15 protein-coding genes and 1 tRNA gene are annotated in these 15,212 nt (G+C 67.7%); 10 read left to right on the top strand and 6 right to left on the bottom strand.

Annotated features, from left to right (window positions below; genetic code table 11):
- Position 1 precedes the first annotated feature (1 nt).
- A complete protein-coding gene (locus M3M28_RS10700) occupies positions 2 to 610 on the top strand; it encodes a thymidine kinase (protein ID WP_249386451.1) in 609 nt (202 codons plus the stop codon).
- 97 nt (positions 611 to 707) lie between these two features.
- Entirely contained in the window at positions 708 to 1,265 is a 558-nt protein-coding gene (locus tag M3M28_RS10695) for an SRPBCC family protein (protein WP_249386450.1), read from the top strand.
- A 55-nt stretch (positions 1,266 to 1,320) separates the two neighbouring features.
- On the opposite strand, the gene map is transcribed toward M3M28_RS10695, so the two are convergent.
- Together map and M3M28_RS10685 are read right to left on the bottom strand one after the other, a co-directional pair.
- Positions 1,321 to 2,088, bottom strand: coding sequence for a type I methionyl aminopeptidase (gene map, locus M3M28_RS10690; protein ID WP_249386449.1), 768 nt, complete (start codon positions 2,086 to 2,088; stop codon positions 1,321 to 1,323).
- Between the two features lie 13 nt (positions 2,089 to 2,101).
- Positions 2,102 to 3,097, bottom strand: coding sequence for a pirin family protein (locus tag M3M28_RS10685; protein WP_249386448.1), 996 nt, complete (start codon positions 3,095 to 3,097; stop codon positions 2,102 to 2,104).
- A gap of 634 nt (positions 3,098 to 3,731) precedes the next feature.
- On the opposite strand from M3M28_RS10685, the gene M3M28_RS10680 reads away from it, so the two are divergent.
- On the top strand, positions 3,732 to 5,330 hold the full coding sequence (locus M3M28_RS10680) for an HNH endonuclease (protein ID WP_249386447.1): 1,599 nt from the start codon (positions 3,732 to 3,734) through the stop codon (positions 5,328 to 5,330).
- A 127-nt stretch (positions 5,331 to 5,457) separates the two neighbouring features.
- Here M3M28_RS10680 and M3M28_RS10675 read toward each other — a convergent pair.
- From M3M28_RS10675 to M3M28_RS10665, 3 genes are all read right to left on the bottom strand, one after another.
- A tRNA-Pro gene (locus M3M28_RS10675) sits at positions 5,458 to 5,531 on the bottom strand.
- 85 nt (positions 5,532 to 5,616) lie between these two features.
- Entirely contained in the window at positions 5,617 to 6,549 is a 933-nt protein-coding gene (locus M3M28_RS10670; protein WP_249386446.1) for a metallophosphoesterase, read from the bottom strand.
- Position 6,550: 1 nt separating this feature from the next.
- Entirely contained in the window at positions 6,551 to 9,088 is a 2,538-nt protein-coding gene (locus tag M3M28_RS10665) for a transglycosylase domain-containing protein (protein ID WP_249386445.1), read from the bottom strand.
- A 127-nt stretch (positions 9,089 to 9,215) separates the two neighbouring features.
- Here M3M28_RS10665 and M3M28_RS10660 point away from each other — a divergent pair, with 127 nt between their 5' ends.
- Positions 9,216 to 9,389, top strand: coding sequence for a DUF4177 domain-containing protein (locus M3M28_RS10660; protein ID WP_345957658.1), 174 nt, complete (start codon positions 9,216 to 9,218; stop codon positions 9,387 to 9,389).
- 27 nt (positions 9,390 to 9,416) lie between these two features.
- Positions 9,417 to 9,878 (top strand): RidA family protein, encoded by a 462-nt coding sequence (locus M3M28_RS10655; RefSeq protein ID WP_249386444.1) that lies wholly within the window; start codon positions 9,417 to 9,419, stop codon positions 9,876 to 9,878.
- Positions 9,879 to 9,958: 80 nt separating this feature from the next.
- Here M3M28_RS10655 and acs read toward each other — a convergent pair whose 3' ends face one another.
- The gene (acs, locus tag M3M28_RS10650) at positions 9,959 to 11,929 is read right to left on the bottom strand and encodes an acetate--CoA ligase (RefSeq protein ID WP_249386443.1); all 1,971 of its coding nucleotides are present in this window, start codon (positions 11,927 to 11,929) and stop codon (positions 9,959 to 9,961) included.
- 131 nt (positions 11,930 to 12,060) lie between these two features.
- On the opposite strand from acs, the gene M3M28_RS10645 reads away from it, so the two are divergent.
- The 5 genes from M3M28_RS10645 to M3M28_RS10625 are packed head-to-tail and all read left to right on the top strand — an operon-like array spanning position 12,061 to position 15,139.
- Entirely contained in the window at positions 12,061 to 13,236 is a 1,176-nt protein-coding gene (locus M3M28_RS10645) for a TadA family conjugal transfer-associated ATPase (RefSeq protein ID WP_249386442.1), read from the top strand.
- On the top strand, positions 13,229 to 14,155 hold the full coding sequence (locus M3M28_RS10640) for a type II secretion system F family protein (RefSeq protein ID WP_249386441.1): 927 nt from the start codon (positions 13,229 to 13,231) through the stop codon (positions 14,153 to 14,155). The genes M3M28_RS10645 and M3M28_RS10640 overlap by 8 nt, the downstream gene beginning before the upstream one ends.
- 44 nt (positions 14,156 to 14,199) lie before the next feature.
- Complete coding sequence (locus tag M3M28_RS10635; protein ID WP_249386440.1) at positions 14,200 to 14,400, top strand: DUF4244 domain-containing protein; 201 nt, start codon at positions 14,200 to 14,202, stop codon at positions 14,398 to 14,400.
- 14 nt (positions 14,401 to 14,414) lie between these two features.
- Entirely contained in the window at positions 14,415 to 14,780 is a 366-nt protein-coding gene (locus tag M3M28_RS10630; protein WP_249386439.1) for a TadE family type IV pilus minor pilin, read from the top strand.
- Between the two features lie 53 nt (positions 14,781 to 14,833).
- Positions 14,834 to 15,139 (top strand): helicase, encoded by a 306-nt coding sequence (locus tag M3M28_RS10625; protein WP_249386438.1) that lies wholly within the window; start codon positions 14,834 to 14,836, stop codon positions 15,137 to 15,139.
- Positions 15,140 to 15,212: the final 73 nt, after the last annotated feature.

Genomic DNA, 15,212 nt, shown 5'->3' with positions numbered 1-15,212 from the left:
CATGGCCAAGCTCTATTTCCGCTACGGCGCCATGAACTCGGGCAAGTCGACGGCGCTGCTGCAAACTGCCTTTAACTACGAGGAGCGCGGGCAGGCCGTCGTGCTGCTCAAGCCGCGCCTCGACACGAAGGGTGCCGACTCGATCTCGTCGCGCCTCGGCATGGACCGCAAGGTCGACATCCTGCTCGACGACGGCGCGTCCCCGAGGGAAGCCCTCGCCGGCCTCGTGGCTGAGCGCGGCGCGATCGCTTGCCTGCTCGTTGACGAGGCACAGTTCCTCAGCCCGCAGCAGATCGACGAGCTGTTTCGTATCGCGGTGCTCGACGGCATCCCGGTGCTGAGCTACGGCATCCGTACCGATTTCCAGACACTCGCGTTCCCGGGTGCCCGTCGGCTGCTCGAGATCGCGCACTCGGTCGAAGAGCTGAAGACGATCTGCCGCTGCGGCCGCAAGGCTGTGTTCAATGCGCGCAACGTCGACGGCAAGTTCACGTTCGCGGGCGACCAGGTGGCGATCGACGGCGGCTCGGTCACCTACGAGTCGCTCTGCGGCCAGTGCTACCTGCTCGAGTCGGGTGGGCGCCTCGCGAGCGACGTCGCCGACGCATAAATACTTGCATGAGCATCATCAGGTGTTCGTGAGGCCATCACCCCGTACGCTATGTGGCACGAATCAATGGTGATTCGTGAACCAAAGGACGGCACATATGGAACCTCACGACGACGTGCGACTCGCGCGCATGAAACGGTTTGACCTCGAACCCGAGCTCAGCCTCACCGTGACCAAGCTCGCCTACTCCACCCCGGCTGAAATCTTTGACGTCGTGCGCAACCCCACCCTGCACATCGACTTCGACCCGAAAGAGATGATTGTGAGCGTCGACCCGTCGTCGGCCGACCCGATCACGCAGGTGGGCGACACCTTCACGATGAACATGTCCTCGCCGAAGATGGGCGGCGCGTATCGCATGGTGAACCACGTGACGCGGCTCGAAAAGAACGCGGCGATCGCCTGGAAGCCGGCGACCGAGGGCTACCCTCCGATCGGGCACCGGTGGACGTGGACGCTCGAACCGCGTGACGCCGAGTCGACGTACGTCTCGCTCACCTACGACTGGCTCGACGTGACGCACGAGGGGTTTCTCGCGAAGAACACGTTCCCGATTTTCCCGCTCGAGAGCTTCCACGAGTCGGTGGATGCGCTGGTCGAGTTCGTCGAGAGCGACTGGGGCGACGGCTATGAGGATGCGGTCGCGCACGGCTAGCGATGCAGCTCGGCCCCGCGCCGGCACGCAGGCACGTCAGGCTCGCGGCGGCCCGCTAACGGGGCAGCGTGAGGATGCGCGGGCCGTCCTCGGTAATCGCCACGGTGTGCTCGGTGTGGGCCGTCAGGCAGCCTGTGGCGCTGCGCAGGGTCCAGCCATCGGCGTCGGTGACGAGCTCGGCGGTGTCGAGCATCGCCCAGGGCTCGATCGCGAGCAGGATGCCCGGGCGCAGCTTCCAGCCTCGACCCGCCTTGCCCCAGTTCGGGATGTGCGGGTCTTGGTGCATGGTTGAGCCGACGCCGTGGCCGCCGAACTCGAGGTTCACGGGGTAGCCTGCGCCCTGCAGGACGGTGCCGATCGCGTGCGCAATGTCGCCGATGCGGCCGCCCGGCTGTGCTGCCTCGATGCCCGCGTCCAGGGCGCGCTCGGTCGCCTCGATGAGCGCCTGGCCCTCTGGACTCGGGGTACCGATGAAGAAGCTGATCGCCGCATCCGCCACGACGCCCTGCAGCGAGATCGCGAGGTCGAGTGTGAGGAGGTCGCCGTCGCGCAGCGCATAGTCGTGCGGCTTGCCGTGCAGCACTGCGTCGTTCACCGAGGTGCAGATGTAGTAGCCGAACGGGCCCTCGCCGAACGACGGCTCGTAGTCGACGTAGCAAGACTCGGCGCCCGCGGCGAGCATCATGTCGCGCGCGAGTGCGTCGATCTCAAGCAGGTTCGTGCCGACCTTCGCGCGCGCCTTCGCGGTGTGGAGGATGTCGGCGACGAGGGCACCGGTGTCGGCGCCGAGGGCGATTTCGGTGGGGGAGAGCAACTCGATCATGTGATTGCCCATGCTACTCGCGCGGCTTGAGGCGCGTGATGGGCAGTGGCGGTGCCGGCAGCGGATCGGGTTGGCCGTCGGGGAAGTCGCCGAAGAGCGGGCGTTTGCCGGCATCCTGCGGGTCCGCGGGCTCGAAGCCGAGCTCGGCCTGGTAGCGGCGGCGGATCTCGACGATCTCCTCGTGATTACGACCGACGAAGTTCCACCACATGAGAATCCGTTCGCCGAGCGGCACGCCTCCGAGCAGCACGATGCGGGCTCCTGCCGGCCCCGCGGTGACTGTGAGGGTGTCGGCGCCGGTGGGCGCGTAGGCGAGCTCGCGGTGCGCGGTTGGCGTGCCGTTGACGCTGATCTCACTGTCCTCCGCCAGCACCCCGTGTTCGAACTCGCGCCGTACGGGAACCGTGAGCGTCGCATCCGGGTCGAGCAGGAGCTCGGCGCCGAGGAGCTCGGGCGTGCGCGTTTCGACCGGAGAGGTCGAGCCGAACAGCGAGCCGATGAACACACGGGCGGATGCGCCTGGCAGTTCGACAGGTTCGGGCGCGTAGTGCACGAACTCGTTCTCGCCGAAGCGCGTTGCCTCGGGCAGTGCATACCAGAGTTGCACGCCGTGGAGCGTCGTCGTGGCGTGGTCGGAGAGCTCCTGGTGGGTGACGCCGCGGCCCGCGATCATGAGGTTGAGCTCGCCCGGCACGACGGCGGCAGCGTTGCCGCCCGAGTCGAGGTGCTCGATGCAGCCGGTGAACAGCCACGAGACAGTCGCGAGGCCGGTGTGCGGATGCCGGGGCACGAACATCCCGCCGGTGTCGCCGACATCGTCGGGGCCGTAGTGGTCGGCGAAGCACCAGGCGCCGACGAGCGAGCGCTGGCGCTGTGGCAGGGTGCGATAGACGGTCATCGCGCGCACACCGCCGAGCGGCACGAGGCGCGGCTCGAGCACCTCGATTTCGGTGCAGGGCTGGCCCGGCTCGAGCAGTTCGAGCTCGGGCCGCTGGTCGAGATTCGTCATCGAGTCACCTGACTTGGGGAGTGGGGTCTTGGCCCATTGTGCCCAGGATGCGGTGGGTCGCGCCAGTTTGGTTGTTGGTTGCAGGTTGCAGGTTGCAGGTAGTGCTGTCTAGCCGTTAGCCGTTAGCCGTTAGCCGTTAGCCGTTAGCCGTTAGCCGTTAGCCGTTAGCCGTTGGCCGCTGGTCAGGTTGGTCAGGTGGCGGAGGCTGAGCTGCTGGCTGTGTCTGGCGGCTCGGTGACGGATGCGTGTGGGGTCGGGGGCGAGTTGGCGGTCGTCGATCGATGGTTGCGCTGGTGGAGGCGAGTAAGTCATCGGTGTTTCAGAGCAGTTAGTCGTGCAGGTCACTTGGCGCAGGACATGAGCGGCTGGGGCAATGACCTGCCGCTCGTGGCCTGAGTCGGTGGCTGGGGCTCGCAGCCACCGTCGTGTCGAGGGCGTCACAGTTGTGTCGGTGGCTCGGGTGACAATGAAGCTGCGTTGGGGAACCGGCGCCGACCGCTCGCTGCGGTAGGTGCCAGAATCTGGAAACCTGGGGGCCAGCTTCGAACATAACTACTAAAAATATTGACTTTGGCTTGGAAAACCGTAGTATATAAATACGCACTGTTGCAGTCACCGATGGGAGGTGATTCCGATGTCCGTCACGACGTTCTCTGACTATTTGCGCGCGGATCGTTCCCACGCGGGGCGCTTGCGTGCGAGGTTTACCGAGTTGCTGGGGTCGTGGGAATCCCTCACCCACGGGCGGGGGTCGTCGGAGGATCTCGCGTTCTCGCTGAATGGGGCGGATGATGCGGACGTGCTCGACTTTCTCCAGCAGCTTGGGGCGATGCAACGCCAGTTGGGTGCGGCGGTCGCGGTCGTCGCGAACGAGGTCGCGGTGCGCTCTGACGTGACGCGGGGCGAGGATGCGTTAGCGCGACGCCATGGCTGCCGCGATGCCGGCGACCTTATTGCCGAGGTGCTCCGGTCTGAAAAGCGTGACGCTGACGCGTACGTGCGCATCGGCAAAGAAGTCGTAGGGGAAGACCACTGGACCGGTGACCGGTGCGTCCCGCGGGCACCGCATGTCGCGGTCGCGCTGCAGGAAGGCGAACTCGGTATCGCGCACGCGAACGAGATCGTGAAACTCCGCCACCGCATGGCACCCCGCGTGCTCGACGACGACCTCGCCGAGGGCGAACGCGAGATCGTCGAGGTCGCGAAGACCGGGATGCGCCTGCCCGACTTCCGCAAAGTCGAAGCCCGCCTCGAAGCGCAACTCGACCCCGACGGGCTCGCGCCCTCGTTCCGCAAGCAACGCCGCGAACGCAGCGTCAAGATCTACACCGATATCGACACGGGCATGCTCAACGTGAAGGCGAAGCTTGACCCGGAGTCCGGCATGTATGTCGCGAAGTTCTTCGAGGCGTATTGCACGAACGCGCTGCGCACGTCGCGTGGCCAGAACGTGAAGGGTGATCCGGAGGTCCCGACGGATGGTGAGGTCGCGGGGTCGACGGTCATGTTCCGCCCGACCGATGACGGGGTTGAGCCGGTCGCGGTTGACCAGGACACGCGGTCGATCGCGCAGATGCAGGCCGACGCCCTCGTTGAGGCGTGCAAGCATTTGCTCGGGTGTGCCCAGGATGAGGTCCCGGGCGTGACGACGACCGTGCTGATTCGGATGCACGCGGACGGCCTCCACGAGCACTTGTCCGGCAAGTGCGAGGCGGCGGAGTCCGAGAGCGGCGCAATGTTGGATGCGGCGACCCTGCGTCGTCGTGCCGCGGCCGCGAATATCATCCCCGTCGTGCTCGGGGGTGACAGTGAGGTGCTGGATTTGGGTCGGGAGCACCGCCACTTCTCTCGGGCGCAGCGCCTCGCGCTGGTCGAGCGTGATGGTGGCTGCGCGTACTGTGGCCTGCCACCTGGGATGACGGAGGCGCACCATATTGATTGGTGGAAAGCGCATGACGGCACGACGGATCTTGATAACGGGGTGTTGTTGTGTACCTCGTGTCACCATCGCGTGCATGAGGGGTGGGGTGTCCGGATTGCGCATGAGCCGGGGTCGCCGGCGCGAGTCGCGCGCGAGAAATCGCGGGGTGGTGGCACGGTGTGGTTCATCCCGCCGGAGCATCTGGATTGGACGCAAGAGCCACGCCTTGGCGGGCGCAAACGGTTCGATATCGGGTACCGGCTCGAGCAACCACCGACCCCGCTGCCCGAGGTGCGCGGGCGCGACTGGTAGCGACGGACGAGAACTCTGCCCTGAGCCGCGTCGTGGAGTAGATGCAGCTGCGACACCATTCGGGCGGCCCGCCGGAAACGAAGAAGTCGCGGGCATCGAATACTCGATACCCGCGACTTCACAAACGTCGGGATGACAGGATTTGAACCTGCGACCTCCTCGTCCCGAACGAGGCGCGCTACCAAGCTGCGCCACATCCCGATGTGCCAACCAGGTCGGCAACTCGTCAATACTACCCCAAATCAGGGTGCCGTCCAATCACACGATTCGCGCCGAGCGAGGGTCGCTAGGCCCGTGCCGTCAACGTGATGAGCGACGCCTCGGGCGGGCAGAAGGTGCGATACGGCGCGTAGATCGAGGTGCCAAGTCCGCGCGACACGTGCAGCGGCACGCTGCGACCACCGGCCGACCACTCCGAAACCCCGCCCGCCTGATCCTTCGGCAGGTCGCAGTTCGCGATGATCGCACGGCCGCCCGGCAGGCAGACCTGGCCGCCGTGGGTGTGGCCGGCGAAGATCGCCGCGACGTCCGTGTCTTCGACGTAGCGATTGAGAATGCGCTGGTACGGCGCGTGCACGAGCCCGAGCGTCACCTCCCACTCGCCACCGCGGCGCGCGAGCCGCTCGAGGTCGGCGAGCGCAGCATCCGGCTTGTCGAGGTGGATGTGCGGGTCGTCGACGCCGACGGCACGGATGCGCAGCCCGCCCGCGCGCACGATCGCGGCCGAGTTCGTGAGATCGACCCAGCCGAGGTCATCGAACAGCAGCTCGCGCAGGCCGGCCTCGTCGAGATCGGGCTGGCGCTCGACCTTGATCTTCTTGCCGGTGAAATAGGTGAACGGGTTCTTGAAGATTGGCCCGTAGTAGTCGTTCGAGCCGAACACGCTGAGCCCCGGCACGCCGCGGAACGGCTCGAGCATCTCGGCGATGCCAGCGAGCCCATCGCGGTGCCCGTAGTTGTCGCCGGTCGCGACGATGAGGTCGGGATCGTGCTTCGCGAGACTGCGCACGAAACGCTGCTTCTTGCGCTGTCCCGGCGCGTAGTGGAAGTCGGCAAGGTGCAGCACCTTCACGGGCGCGGCACCGGCCGGAAGCACCGGCAGTTCGTACCGACGCAGCGTGAACCGGCGCCGCTCGATGGCCGCAGCCCAGGCAACGAAACCGAGGCCGCCCGCAATCAGCGTGGCGGCCCCGGTTCCGAGAATGCGTGCGATGCGCACCCTAGTCTTCGGCCTGAATGGTCACGGTGTCGTCTGGTCCGACAACCTCACCGGCGGCGGGTGACGTGCTCTTGACGGGATTGTCCTTCGACCCCTGCCACTGGAACTGCGTGCCCTGGTCGCCGAGGCCGGCTTCGGAGAGCGCGTCGACGGCCTCGTCATACGACATGCCGACGATGTCTGGCATCGGGATGCCGTCCGACGAATCGCTGTCACCGCTCGACGGACTGATGGTCACGGTCGATCCCTCTTGCGCACTCGTGTTCGCCGAGGGGTTGGTGCGCGCGACGGTGCCCGATGCCTCGTCAGAGGCGACCGAGTCGCCCACCGTCACGGTGAATCCAGCGGACTCGAGGGCAGAAGTGGCGGCGTCGACCGACATGCCGACCACGTCGGGCACGGTCACGTTCTTCCGCTGCACGGTGTCACCCGTCGGGGCCGGGAACGTTTCGGCGCCGTACTCGGTGATGCCAGCCGCGAGGATCGGTCTCGCAACCTCGTGACGCGTCCAGCCGAAGCCGATATCACGCATCGAGGCGAGGCGACCCTCGTAGGCCTCGGTGTTACCCACCCAGACCGCGAGCGAGAAGCCGGTGGTGGCCGCGACCATCCACGTCTGGGCCGCACCGTTACCGTTGCCCACCGTTCCACCGGTGGTACCGGTCTTACCGATGATCTCGGAGGTCAGGCCCGGGTTCGACGCGGTACCCGAACCGGCCGACATCACGGTCTTCATCGCGAGCTCCATGGCATGCGCAACCTCGGGATCGATCGCCTGCGTGCAGTTGCTCGAAGGCGGATCCACCTCAGTGCCGTCGCGCAGCGTGATGCTCTCGATGGCGATCGGGTCGCAGGACTCACCGCTGTTGGCGATGGCCGCAAAGGCGACCGCGAGCGACATCGGCGACACGTAGTTCTGGCCCGAGCCGATGATGTCCGACGGATAGGTCTTCAGCGGGGAGCCATCGGCGTTGTGCACACCGAGCGCCTCGGCGATGTCTGCAGTCGTGCACTGGTCGAGCTTCTCAGCCATGGCGAGGAAGCCGGTGTTAATCGAGTCCTGCGTTGCCTGCACGGCGTTGATATTGCCGTACTTCGCACCCGCGTCGTTGCCGGGCTCGAACGAATCGCTGCCGCCAACGCGGTCACACGACTGATAGAAGTTCGTGTAGGCGCGGTCGGACGCATTGAACGACTCATAGAGTGAATGGCCGGATTGCAACCAGTTCGCGAGCGTAAAGACCTTGTACGTCGAACCAGGCTGGAAACCCGATGAACCGCCGTAGTCGAAGTCGGTGTTGTAGTTGATCACCGTTGCCGCGGGATTATCGGCCGCCGCATCGGTTGGGTCGTACTCGGTGTTCTGCTGCATCGCGAGGATGTTGCCGGTGCCCGGCTGAATCGCAACCGCGGTGCCACCGAAGTTGACGCCCTCGATCGCCGCCGGCAGGTTCGAGTGAATGGTGTCGGTCACGGTCTGCTGCAGGTCGAGGTCGATCGTCGTGTCGATCTGGTAGCCCTTGGTCTGGAACGCGAAGCGACGTTCCTCGTACGTTGCGCCGAATGCGGGGTCGTTGAGCACGACCTTCTCAACGTAGTCACAGAAGTACTGGGTGTTGTACTTCGCGTTCATGCACCCCTGCTCACTCGGGGTGATGTTCGGCGTGATCTCCTCCGCCTTCGCCTCGTCGTACTCGGCCTGGGTGATCGCGCCCTCGTCGAGCATTCGGCCCAGCACGTAGTTGCGCCGGTTCGTCGACGCCTCGAGGTTGTCGGGGTTGTCGATGCGGAACGCGTTCGGGTTCTGCACGGTACCCACGAGGGTCGCCGACTCCGAGAGCGTGAGGTCCTTGGCAGGCTTGCCGAAGTAGTACTGCGCGGCCGCCTCGATACCGTAAATCTGGCCGCCGAAGAGCGCGATGTTGAGGTAGCCCTGGAGGATCTCATCCTTCGAGAACTGCTGCTCGACACCGATCGCGAGACGCATCTCCTGGAGCTTGCGGCCCATCGACACCTCGGTGGCGTCCTGGAACGCGGCGTCGCGCTCGTCGGGGTCGAGGATGGCCTCGGCCGCCTGCACGCGCTGGTTACGCACGTACTGCATCGTGATCGTCGACGCGCCACCGCCGTCGTCGCCGATCAGGCCGACGAGGAGGGCTCGGGTCGCCGAGATGACGTCGACGCCGCCGTGCTCGTAGAAGCGGGGGTCCTCCGTCGACACCGCGGCCTCGGCGACATACGGCGAGATGTCGTCGAGCGCCACCTCAACGCGGTTCTGCGAGTAGAACTCGGCGAACTTGACGCGCTCGCCGTTCAAGTCACCGTAGAGCTCGGTCTTCTGCTGCAGTGGCTGGATCTCGAGGTAGTCGGGAAGCGATTCGAACAGCGTGATTGACGAGTTCGCCGCAACACCGGCAACGGCAATGAGCGGGGTCACGAGAGCTGCGACCAACACGCCCGCGATACCGCTCATCCCAAGAAGGCCGAGAATTGTCGCAACGACGTTGCGTTTCGGCGCAGTGGAGGAGTTGTTAGGCATGGCAACTAGGGTAATTGGAAACGTGTAATTACGGGCGGTGCGTTCAGGAAACTGGCTCCCGCCCCGGGGCGTTCTCGCCCGCAAACACGGGCGAATCTCGCAGCCAGAAACACATCGACGGAGGGCCATGACCATGACCAACTGGGAGTACTTCATCACGCCGCTGCCCCTGCACACGCCGGGTGCAATCCTCAACAACTGGGGCAAGCAGGGCTGGGAACTCGTGCAGATCGTCACGAATGAGCAGGGTGGCTCCGTCGCCTACATGAAGCGTCCGCTCGCCGACGACGCGACCGCCTAAGCCGCACCACTACGAAGGAGAACCCAGATGAGCCGTGTTGAATCCGCCCTGCGCGAACTTGGCCTGACCCTGCCCACCGTCGCCGCCCCGGCCGGCGACTACGTGCCCGCCCTCGTCGACCGCGGCACGGTCTACACCTCGGGCCAGCTGCCGTTCGTCGACGGCACCCTCAAGGCGACCGGCCACGTCGGCGCCGAGGTCACGGTCGATGAGGCGCAGGAGCTCGCCGAGCTGTCGGCCCTCGGCGCCCTCGCGGCGATCAAGCAGCAGATTGGCGACCTCGACCGCGTCACCCGCGTGCTCAAGGTCACGGTGTTCGTGAACTCGACCGCCGACTTCACGCAGCAGCCCCAGGTCGCGAACGGCGCATCCGGCCTGCTCGGCAAGGCGTTCGGCGAGCGCGGCCGCCACACCCGCTCGGCCGTGGGTGTCGCGGCCCTGCCGCTCAACTCGCCGGTCGAGCTCGAGGTGACCGTCGCATTCGAGTAGGCGCGCGCATCCGCTCGTAACCGCAAAAACGCCTCGGCGGTGTCGTCTCCGACACCGCCGAGGCGTTTTTGTGGCTGGGGCTAGTCCTGCGCGCCGGCCGCGACGTTGTCGGCGATCGACGCCATCACGTTCGCGTCGGTGAGCGTCGTCGTGTCGCCGACGGTGCGCCCCTCGGCGACGTCCTTGAGCAGACGGCGCATGATCTTGCCCGAGCGCGTCTTCGGCAGTTCGTCGACGACGAACACCTGGCGCGGGCGGGCGATGGCGCCGATGCGGTCGGCGACGAACTTGCGCAGCTCCTCGGGCACGTCGGCCTTCGCGATCGCGTCGGCCTGCGAACGCTTGAGCACCGCGAACGCCACGACGGCCTGGCCCTTCACCTCGTCGGCCGCGCCGACGACCGCCGACTCGGCGACGAAGGGATGCTCGACCAGGGTCGACTCGATCTCGGTGGTGGAGAGGCGGTGGCCCGACACGTTCATGACGTCGTCGACGCGGCCGAGCAGCCAGAGGTCGCCGTCGAGGTCGACGCCCGCGCCATCGCCAGCGAAGTAGCGGCCCGGGAACTGCGACCAGTAGGTCTCCTTGAAGCGCTCGTCGTCGCCCCAGATGCCGCGGGCCATCGAGGGCCACGGCTCGGTGATCGTGAGCAGGCCCATCTCGCCCGGGTTGACGCGGTTGCCGGCCTCATCGACGACCTCGACGACCACACCGGGAACCGGCTTCTGCGCCGAACCCGCCTTGAGCGCATCCTGCGTCGGAATCGGCGCGATCATGTGTGCGCCCGTTTCGGTCTGCCACCAGGTGTCGACGATCGGGGTCTTGCCCGAGCCGATGACGTCGCGGAACCACTCCCAGGCCTCGGGGTTGATCGGCTCGCCCACCGAGCCGAGCAGGCGCAGCGACGAGAGGTCGTGGCGCAGCGGAATCTCGCGTCCGGTCTTCATGAAGCCACGGATCGCGGTCGGCGCCGTGTAGAAAATCGTCACCTTGTAGTTCTCGATGATCTCGAACCAGCGGTCGAGCGACGGATAGTCGTTCGTGCCTTCGTACATCACCTGGGTCGCGCCCGCGAGCAGCGGGCCATAGATGAGGTAGCTGTGGCCGGTGACCCAGCCGATGTCGGCGCTGAGCCAGTACATGTCGTCGTCGCGGAGGTCGAACATCGTGCGGAACGTGAGGTTGACCTGGGTGAGGTAGCCGCCCGTCGCGTGCCAGAGGCCCTTCGGCTTGCCGGTCGTACCCGAGGTGTAGAGGATGAACAGCGGGTGCTCGGCGTCGAACGCCTCGGCCTCGTGCACGGCGGGCTGGTCGGCGACCGCCTCGTGCCACCAGAGGTCACGGCCTTCGACCATCTCGACGTCGTACTCGGGGCGCTTCACGACGAGCACGTGCTCGACGGTGTGGCCCGGAGCCTTGAGGGCCTCATCGACGGTGGGCTTGAGCGGGAAGACCTTGCCCTTGCGGTTCGACCCGTTCGCGGTGATGATCAGCTTCGCGTCGGCGTCATCGGCGCGTTGACGGATGGCGTCGGACGAGAAACCCGCGAAGATCACCGAGTGGATCGCGCCGATGCGCGCGCAGGCGAGCAGCGCGACGACGGCCTCAGGAATCATCGGCAGGTAGATGGCGACCACATCGCCCTTCTTGATGCCGAGCGAGAGCAGCATGTTCGCCGCCTGCTGCACCTCGCGGTGAAGGTCGTTGTAGGTGATGGCGCGCTTGTCGCCGGGCTCGCCCTCCCAATGGATCGCGACACGGTCGCCGTTGCCGGCTTCGACGTGGCGATCGACCGCGTTGACGGTGGCGTTGATCTTGCCGTCGGCGAACCAGCGGGCGCGGGGCGCATTGCTCCAGTCGAGCACCTCGGTGAAGTCCTGACCCCATGTGAGTTCGCGTGCCTGATCGGCCCAGAACCCGAGCCGGTCCGCCTCCGCTCGATCGCGGAGGTCGGTGGGGACCTTCGTGCCCGCAATGAAGTCCTCGCTCGGCGGGAACGTCTCAATCGGGTTGACGAGCTTCTCGATCTTGTCGTCGCTGGCAGCAACCATAGGAACCTCACTTCGTTGTGATGCGGAATCTGCACGCGAAGTCTATGCCTCGGGTTTCGAGGTGCGCTCGGCATACCAACTTTGGTAGGTAGTTGCTCGGCGCGTCGCGCCGCCTCCCGCGACGGCGGTGGATGCGCGACTCTCCACAGCTGCCCGGCCTCGGCGAGCGCGCGGATCGCGAGCCGAGCATCCTGGTGCGCATGCAACGCACTTCGTTTGACGCTTACGACACCGGCGACCCCGAGCCGTTCGTGCTGCAACGCGCGGCCGACCGGCCCGCGCAGGTGCAGCTCGTGGCTCGCCCCGGTCGCCCCGACGACGCGCGACCCCGGCGTGAGCTGACGCGCGGCCAGGCCGAGGCGTTCGGCCCGCTCGCCGGCTATGTCGCCGACGGCGAGGTGACCGATCTGTTCGTGAACGGCATGGCCGGGCTCTGGGTCGACCGAGGTTCGGGAGCCGAGCTCGACCGCTCGTGGAAGGCGCCCGGCGAGCGCGCGCTGCGCGAGCTCGCGACCCGCATCATCGCGGCGGGCGGGCGCCACCTCGACGAGGCGGCGCCGACCGTCGACGTGCGCATCGGCGCGGGCATCCGCGTGCATGCCGTGCTGCCGCCGGTGTCGACGACGGGCACGCTGCTCTCGATCCGCGCACCCCGGGCGACCCGGCTCAGCCTCGACGACCTCGCCGCCGCCGGCTTCTTCTACGACGACGCCGAAGAGATCGTGCGCCGAGCGCTCGCCGATCGCGCGAACATCCTCGTCACCGGCGCGGGCGGCTCGGGCAAGACGACCCTGCTCGGCGCGATGCTCGGCGAGGCGCCGAAAGATGAGCGGCTCGTGGTGATCGAGGACGTCGCCGAGCTGCGCATCCGGCACCCGCACGTCGTGCAGATGGAGGCACGGCAGGCGAACGTCGAGGGCGCGGGTGAGGTCACGCTCGAGCGACTCGTGCGCGAGGCCCTGCGGATGCGCCCCGACCGCCTCGTGCTCGGCGAGTGCCGCGGCGCCGAGCTGCGCGAACTGCTCGCCGCGCTGAACACGGGGCACGACGGCGGGGCGGGCACCCTGCACGCGAACTCGCTCGCCGACGTGCCCGCACGGCTCGAGGCACTCGGCGCCCTCGCCGGCATGTCGCAGGAGGCGGTGGCCCGGCAGACCGTATCGGCGCTCGATCTCGTGATGCACATCGAGCGCGACCGCGGCCTACGCCAGCTCGTCGACATGGGCGAGTTCGGGCTCGACGACAACGGCCGTCTGCGGGTTACGAGCGTGCGCACCGGCAAGCGGCTGGAGCGTTCGGGTGGCTAGGCGGCACGAGTCGGAGCACACCGCGGCGGTGGTCGAGCGGCTCGCGACGCTGCTCGGCGGCGGCGTCGTGCCCGACACTGCTTGGCAGCGGGTGGCGCAGGCGGATGCGCTCGAGCAGGCCGCTGAGGGCAGGCGGCGGCGCTCGCCCGAGACGACGATCGCCCGTCTCGCGCGCGAGGTGGGCTGCGGCAGCGATGCCGGCGCCCTGCTGCAGGGGCACCCCGACGCGACCTGGCGCGCCCTCGGCGTCACCTGGGCGCTCGCGACGCGCACCGGCGCCCCGCTCGCGCAGTCGCTGCGGCAGCTCGCGAACGGCTTCCGCGACCTTGGCCAGTCGGCCCGCGACGTGCAGGTCGAGCTGGCGGGCCCCGCATCCGCCTCGCGCATCGTGCTGCTGTTGCCAGTCGTCGGGCTCGTGCTTGGCGCCGCCCTCGGCTTCGACACGATCGGGGTGCTCACGGGCAGCGCGCTCGGCTTCGGCTGCCTTGCTGTCGGCGGGGTGCTCATGCTCGTCGGCTGGCTCTGGAACCGCCGCATGATCGCGAAGGCGACGCAGCATCCCACGACCCCGGGCTTCGGGCTCGACCTCATCGCCATGGTGATGCTGTCGGGCCGCAGCGCCGAGCACGCCAAGGCGGCCGTGCGCGACGCCCTGCGCGAGTGGCGGCTTGAGGAGAGCGGCTTCGAGCGAGCCGAGGGCATCGTGCACCTCGCCGCCGAGGCCGGAGTGCCGGCGGGCGAGCTGCTGAGGTCGGAGGCGACGCTCGAGCGGGCGCGCGCCCGGGCCGACGCGGCGCAGGCGGCCGCGAAGCTCGGCGTGCAGCTCATGCTGCCGCTGGGCGCGTGCATCCTGCCGGCGTTTCTCGCCGTCGGTGTCGCGCCCCTCGTCATCGCCGTGCTGCAGCGAACCATCGGGTAGCCCGCAACAACGTGCCGTGCATCCACCACCACGAGAGGAAGCCAATGTCCGAGATCCTGACACCCGAATCCCCCGACCGAAACTGGTTGCAGCGACTGCTGCGCGACGAGCGCGGCGCCGCCACCGCAGAGTATGCAATTGTGATAATGGCTGCGGTAGCGCTGGCCGGCGTACTTGTCGCCGTCGTGCAGTCCGACGCGGTGCGCCAGATCATCGAAGACCTCGTCATCAGCGCGTTCGGTTAGGCGCGACGATGCGGATGTGGTGGCCGCGTTCGCGGCGCCGGCAACGGATGCGCGCCGACGAACGCGGGTCGGTTGCGGTCGAGTTCGCGGTCACCATGCCCGCCGTCGTGCTCGTGCTCGCGCTCTGCGTCGGCGCGGTCGTCGGATCGGCCGCGTTCGTGCAGGCGCAGGACTCCGCGGGCGAGGTCGCGCGGCTCGCGGCCCGCGGTGACGATTACGGCGCCGCGCTTTCGGGCCGCGGCGATGGCGCGAGCGCCGAGGTGTGGGATGCGGGCGAGTTTCGCTGCGCGCGCGTCACGGTGCCGATCCGCCTGCTCGGCGCATCCCTCGGCGTGAGCGCCGACGCCACCTCGTGCGCGCTCCGGGACGTCGACGGATGAGTCGGGTGGGGTGCGGTGCGCGCGCAGAGCGGGGGAGCGGCAGCGTACTCGCGATGGCGATCATTGGGGCGACGGTGTCGATCGCGGTCGCGCTCTGCCTCGTGCTCGCGGCCCACGCGGCGAACACGCGGGCGCAGGTCGCCGCCGATGCGGCGGCGCTCGCGGCGGCCGATACCGCGTCGGGCCGCATCCCGGGAGACGCCTGCGGTCGCGCCGCCGCCATTGCCGCGGAACACGGCGTCGCCCTCAACGGCTGCGACGCCGGCCGCACCGAGACCTTCGTCACCGTCTCGCTCGACTTCGGCTGGATCACCCTGACGGCGGCGTCGAGGGCCGGGCTGCCCGACTCCGTGCCGTGACCGAGTTTCATGTCGGAGGCTCGGGAGAGAGTTCAGGTGCGTGAGAAATCACACTCATGCGGCTTCGCAGCCG

The organism is Gulosibacter sediminis, from assembly GCF_023370115.1.
Lineage (GTDB): Bacteria > Actinomycetota > Actinomycetes > Actinomycetales > Microbacteriaceae > Gulosibacter > Gulosibacter sediminis_A.
Note: the sequence above shows the minus strand (reverse complement) of the source record. Positions and strands in the feature narration are given on the sequence as shown.

What these genes read in the sequence shown, in the direction of transcription:
- acs (WP_249386443.1), bottom strand. Translation starts at nt 11,929, where the DNA reads ATGGTTGCTGCCAGCGACGACAAGATCGAGAAGCTCGTCAACCCGATT.
- M3M28_RS10625 (WP_249386438.1), top strand. Translation starts at nt 14,834, where the DNA reads ATGGCGATCATTGGGGCGACGGTGTCGATCGCGGTCGCGCTCTGCCTC.
- M3M28_RS10680 (WP_249386447.1), top strand. Translation starts at nt 3,732, where the DNA reads ATGTCCGTCACGACGTTCTCTGACTATTTGCGCGCGGATCGTTCCCAC.
- map (WP_249386449.1), bottom strand. Translation starts at nt 2,088, where the DNA reads ATGATCGAGTTGCTCTCCCCCACCGAAATCGCCCTCGGCGCCGACACC.
- M3M28_RS10630 (WP_249386439.1), top strand. Translation starts at nt 14,415, where the DNA reads ATGTGGTGGCCGCGTTCGCGGCGCCGGCAACGGATGCGCGCCGACGAA.
- M3M28_RS10685 (WP_249386448.1), bottom strand. Translation starts at nt 3,097, where the DNA reads ATGACGAATCTCGACCAGCGGCCCGAGCTCGAACTGCTCGAGCCGGGC.
- M3M28_RS10695 (WP_249386450.1), top strand. Translation starts at nt 708, where the DNA reads ATGGAACCTCACGACGACGTGCGACTCGCGCGCATGAAACGGTTTGAC.
- M3M28_RS10660 (WP_345957658.1), top strand. Translation starts at nt 9,216, where the DNA reads ATGACCATGACCAACTGGGAGTACTTCATCACGCCGCTGCCCCTGCAC.
- M3M28_RS10665 (WP_249386445.1), bottom strand. Translation starts at nt 9,088, where the DNA reads ATGCCTAACAACTCCTCCACTGCGCCGAAACGCAACGTCGTTGCGACA.
- M3M28_RS10635 (WP_249386440.1), top strand. Translation starts at nt 14,200, where the DNA reads ATGTCCGAGATCCTGACACCCGAATCCCCCGACCGAAACTGGTTGCAG.
- M3M28_RS10645 (WP_249386442.1), top strand. Translation starts at nt 12,061, where the DNA reads ATGCGCGACTCTCCACAGCTGCCCGGCCTCGGCGAGCGCGCGGATCGC.
- M3M28_RS10700 (WP_249386451.1), top strand. Translation starts at nt 2, where the DNA reads ATGGCCAAGCTCTATTTCCGCTACGGCGCCATGAACTCGGGCAAGTCG.
- M3M28_RS10655 (WP_249386444.1), top strand. Translation starts at nt 9,417, where the DNA reads ATGAGCCGTGTTGAATCCGCCCTGCGCGAACTTGGCCTGACCCTGCCC.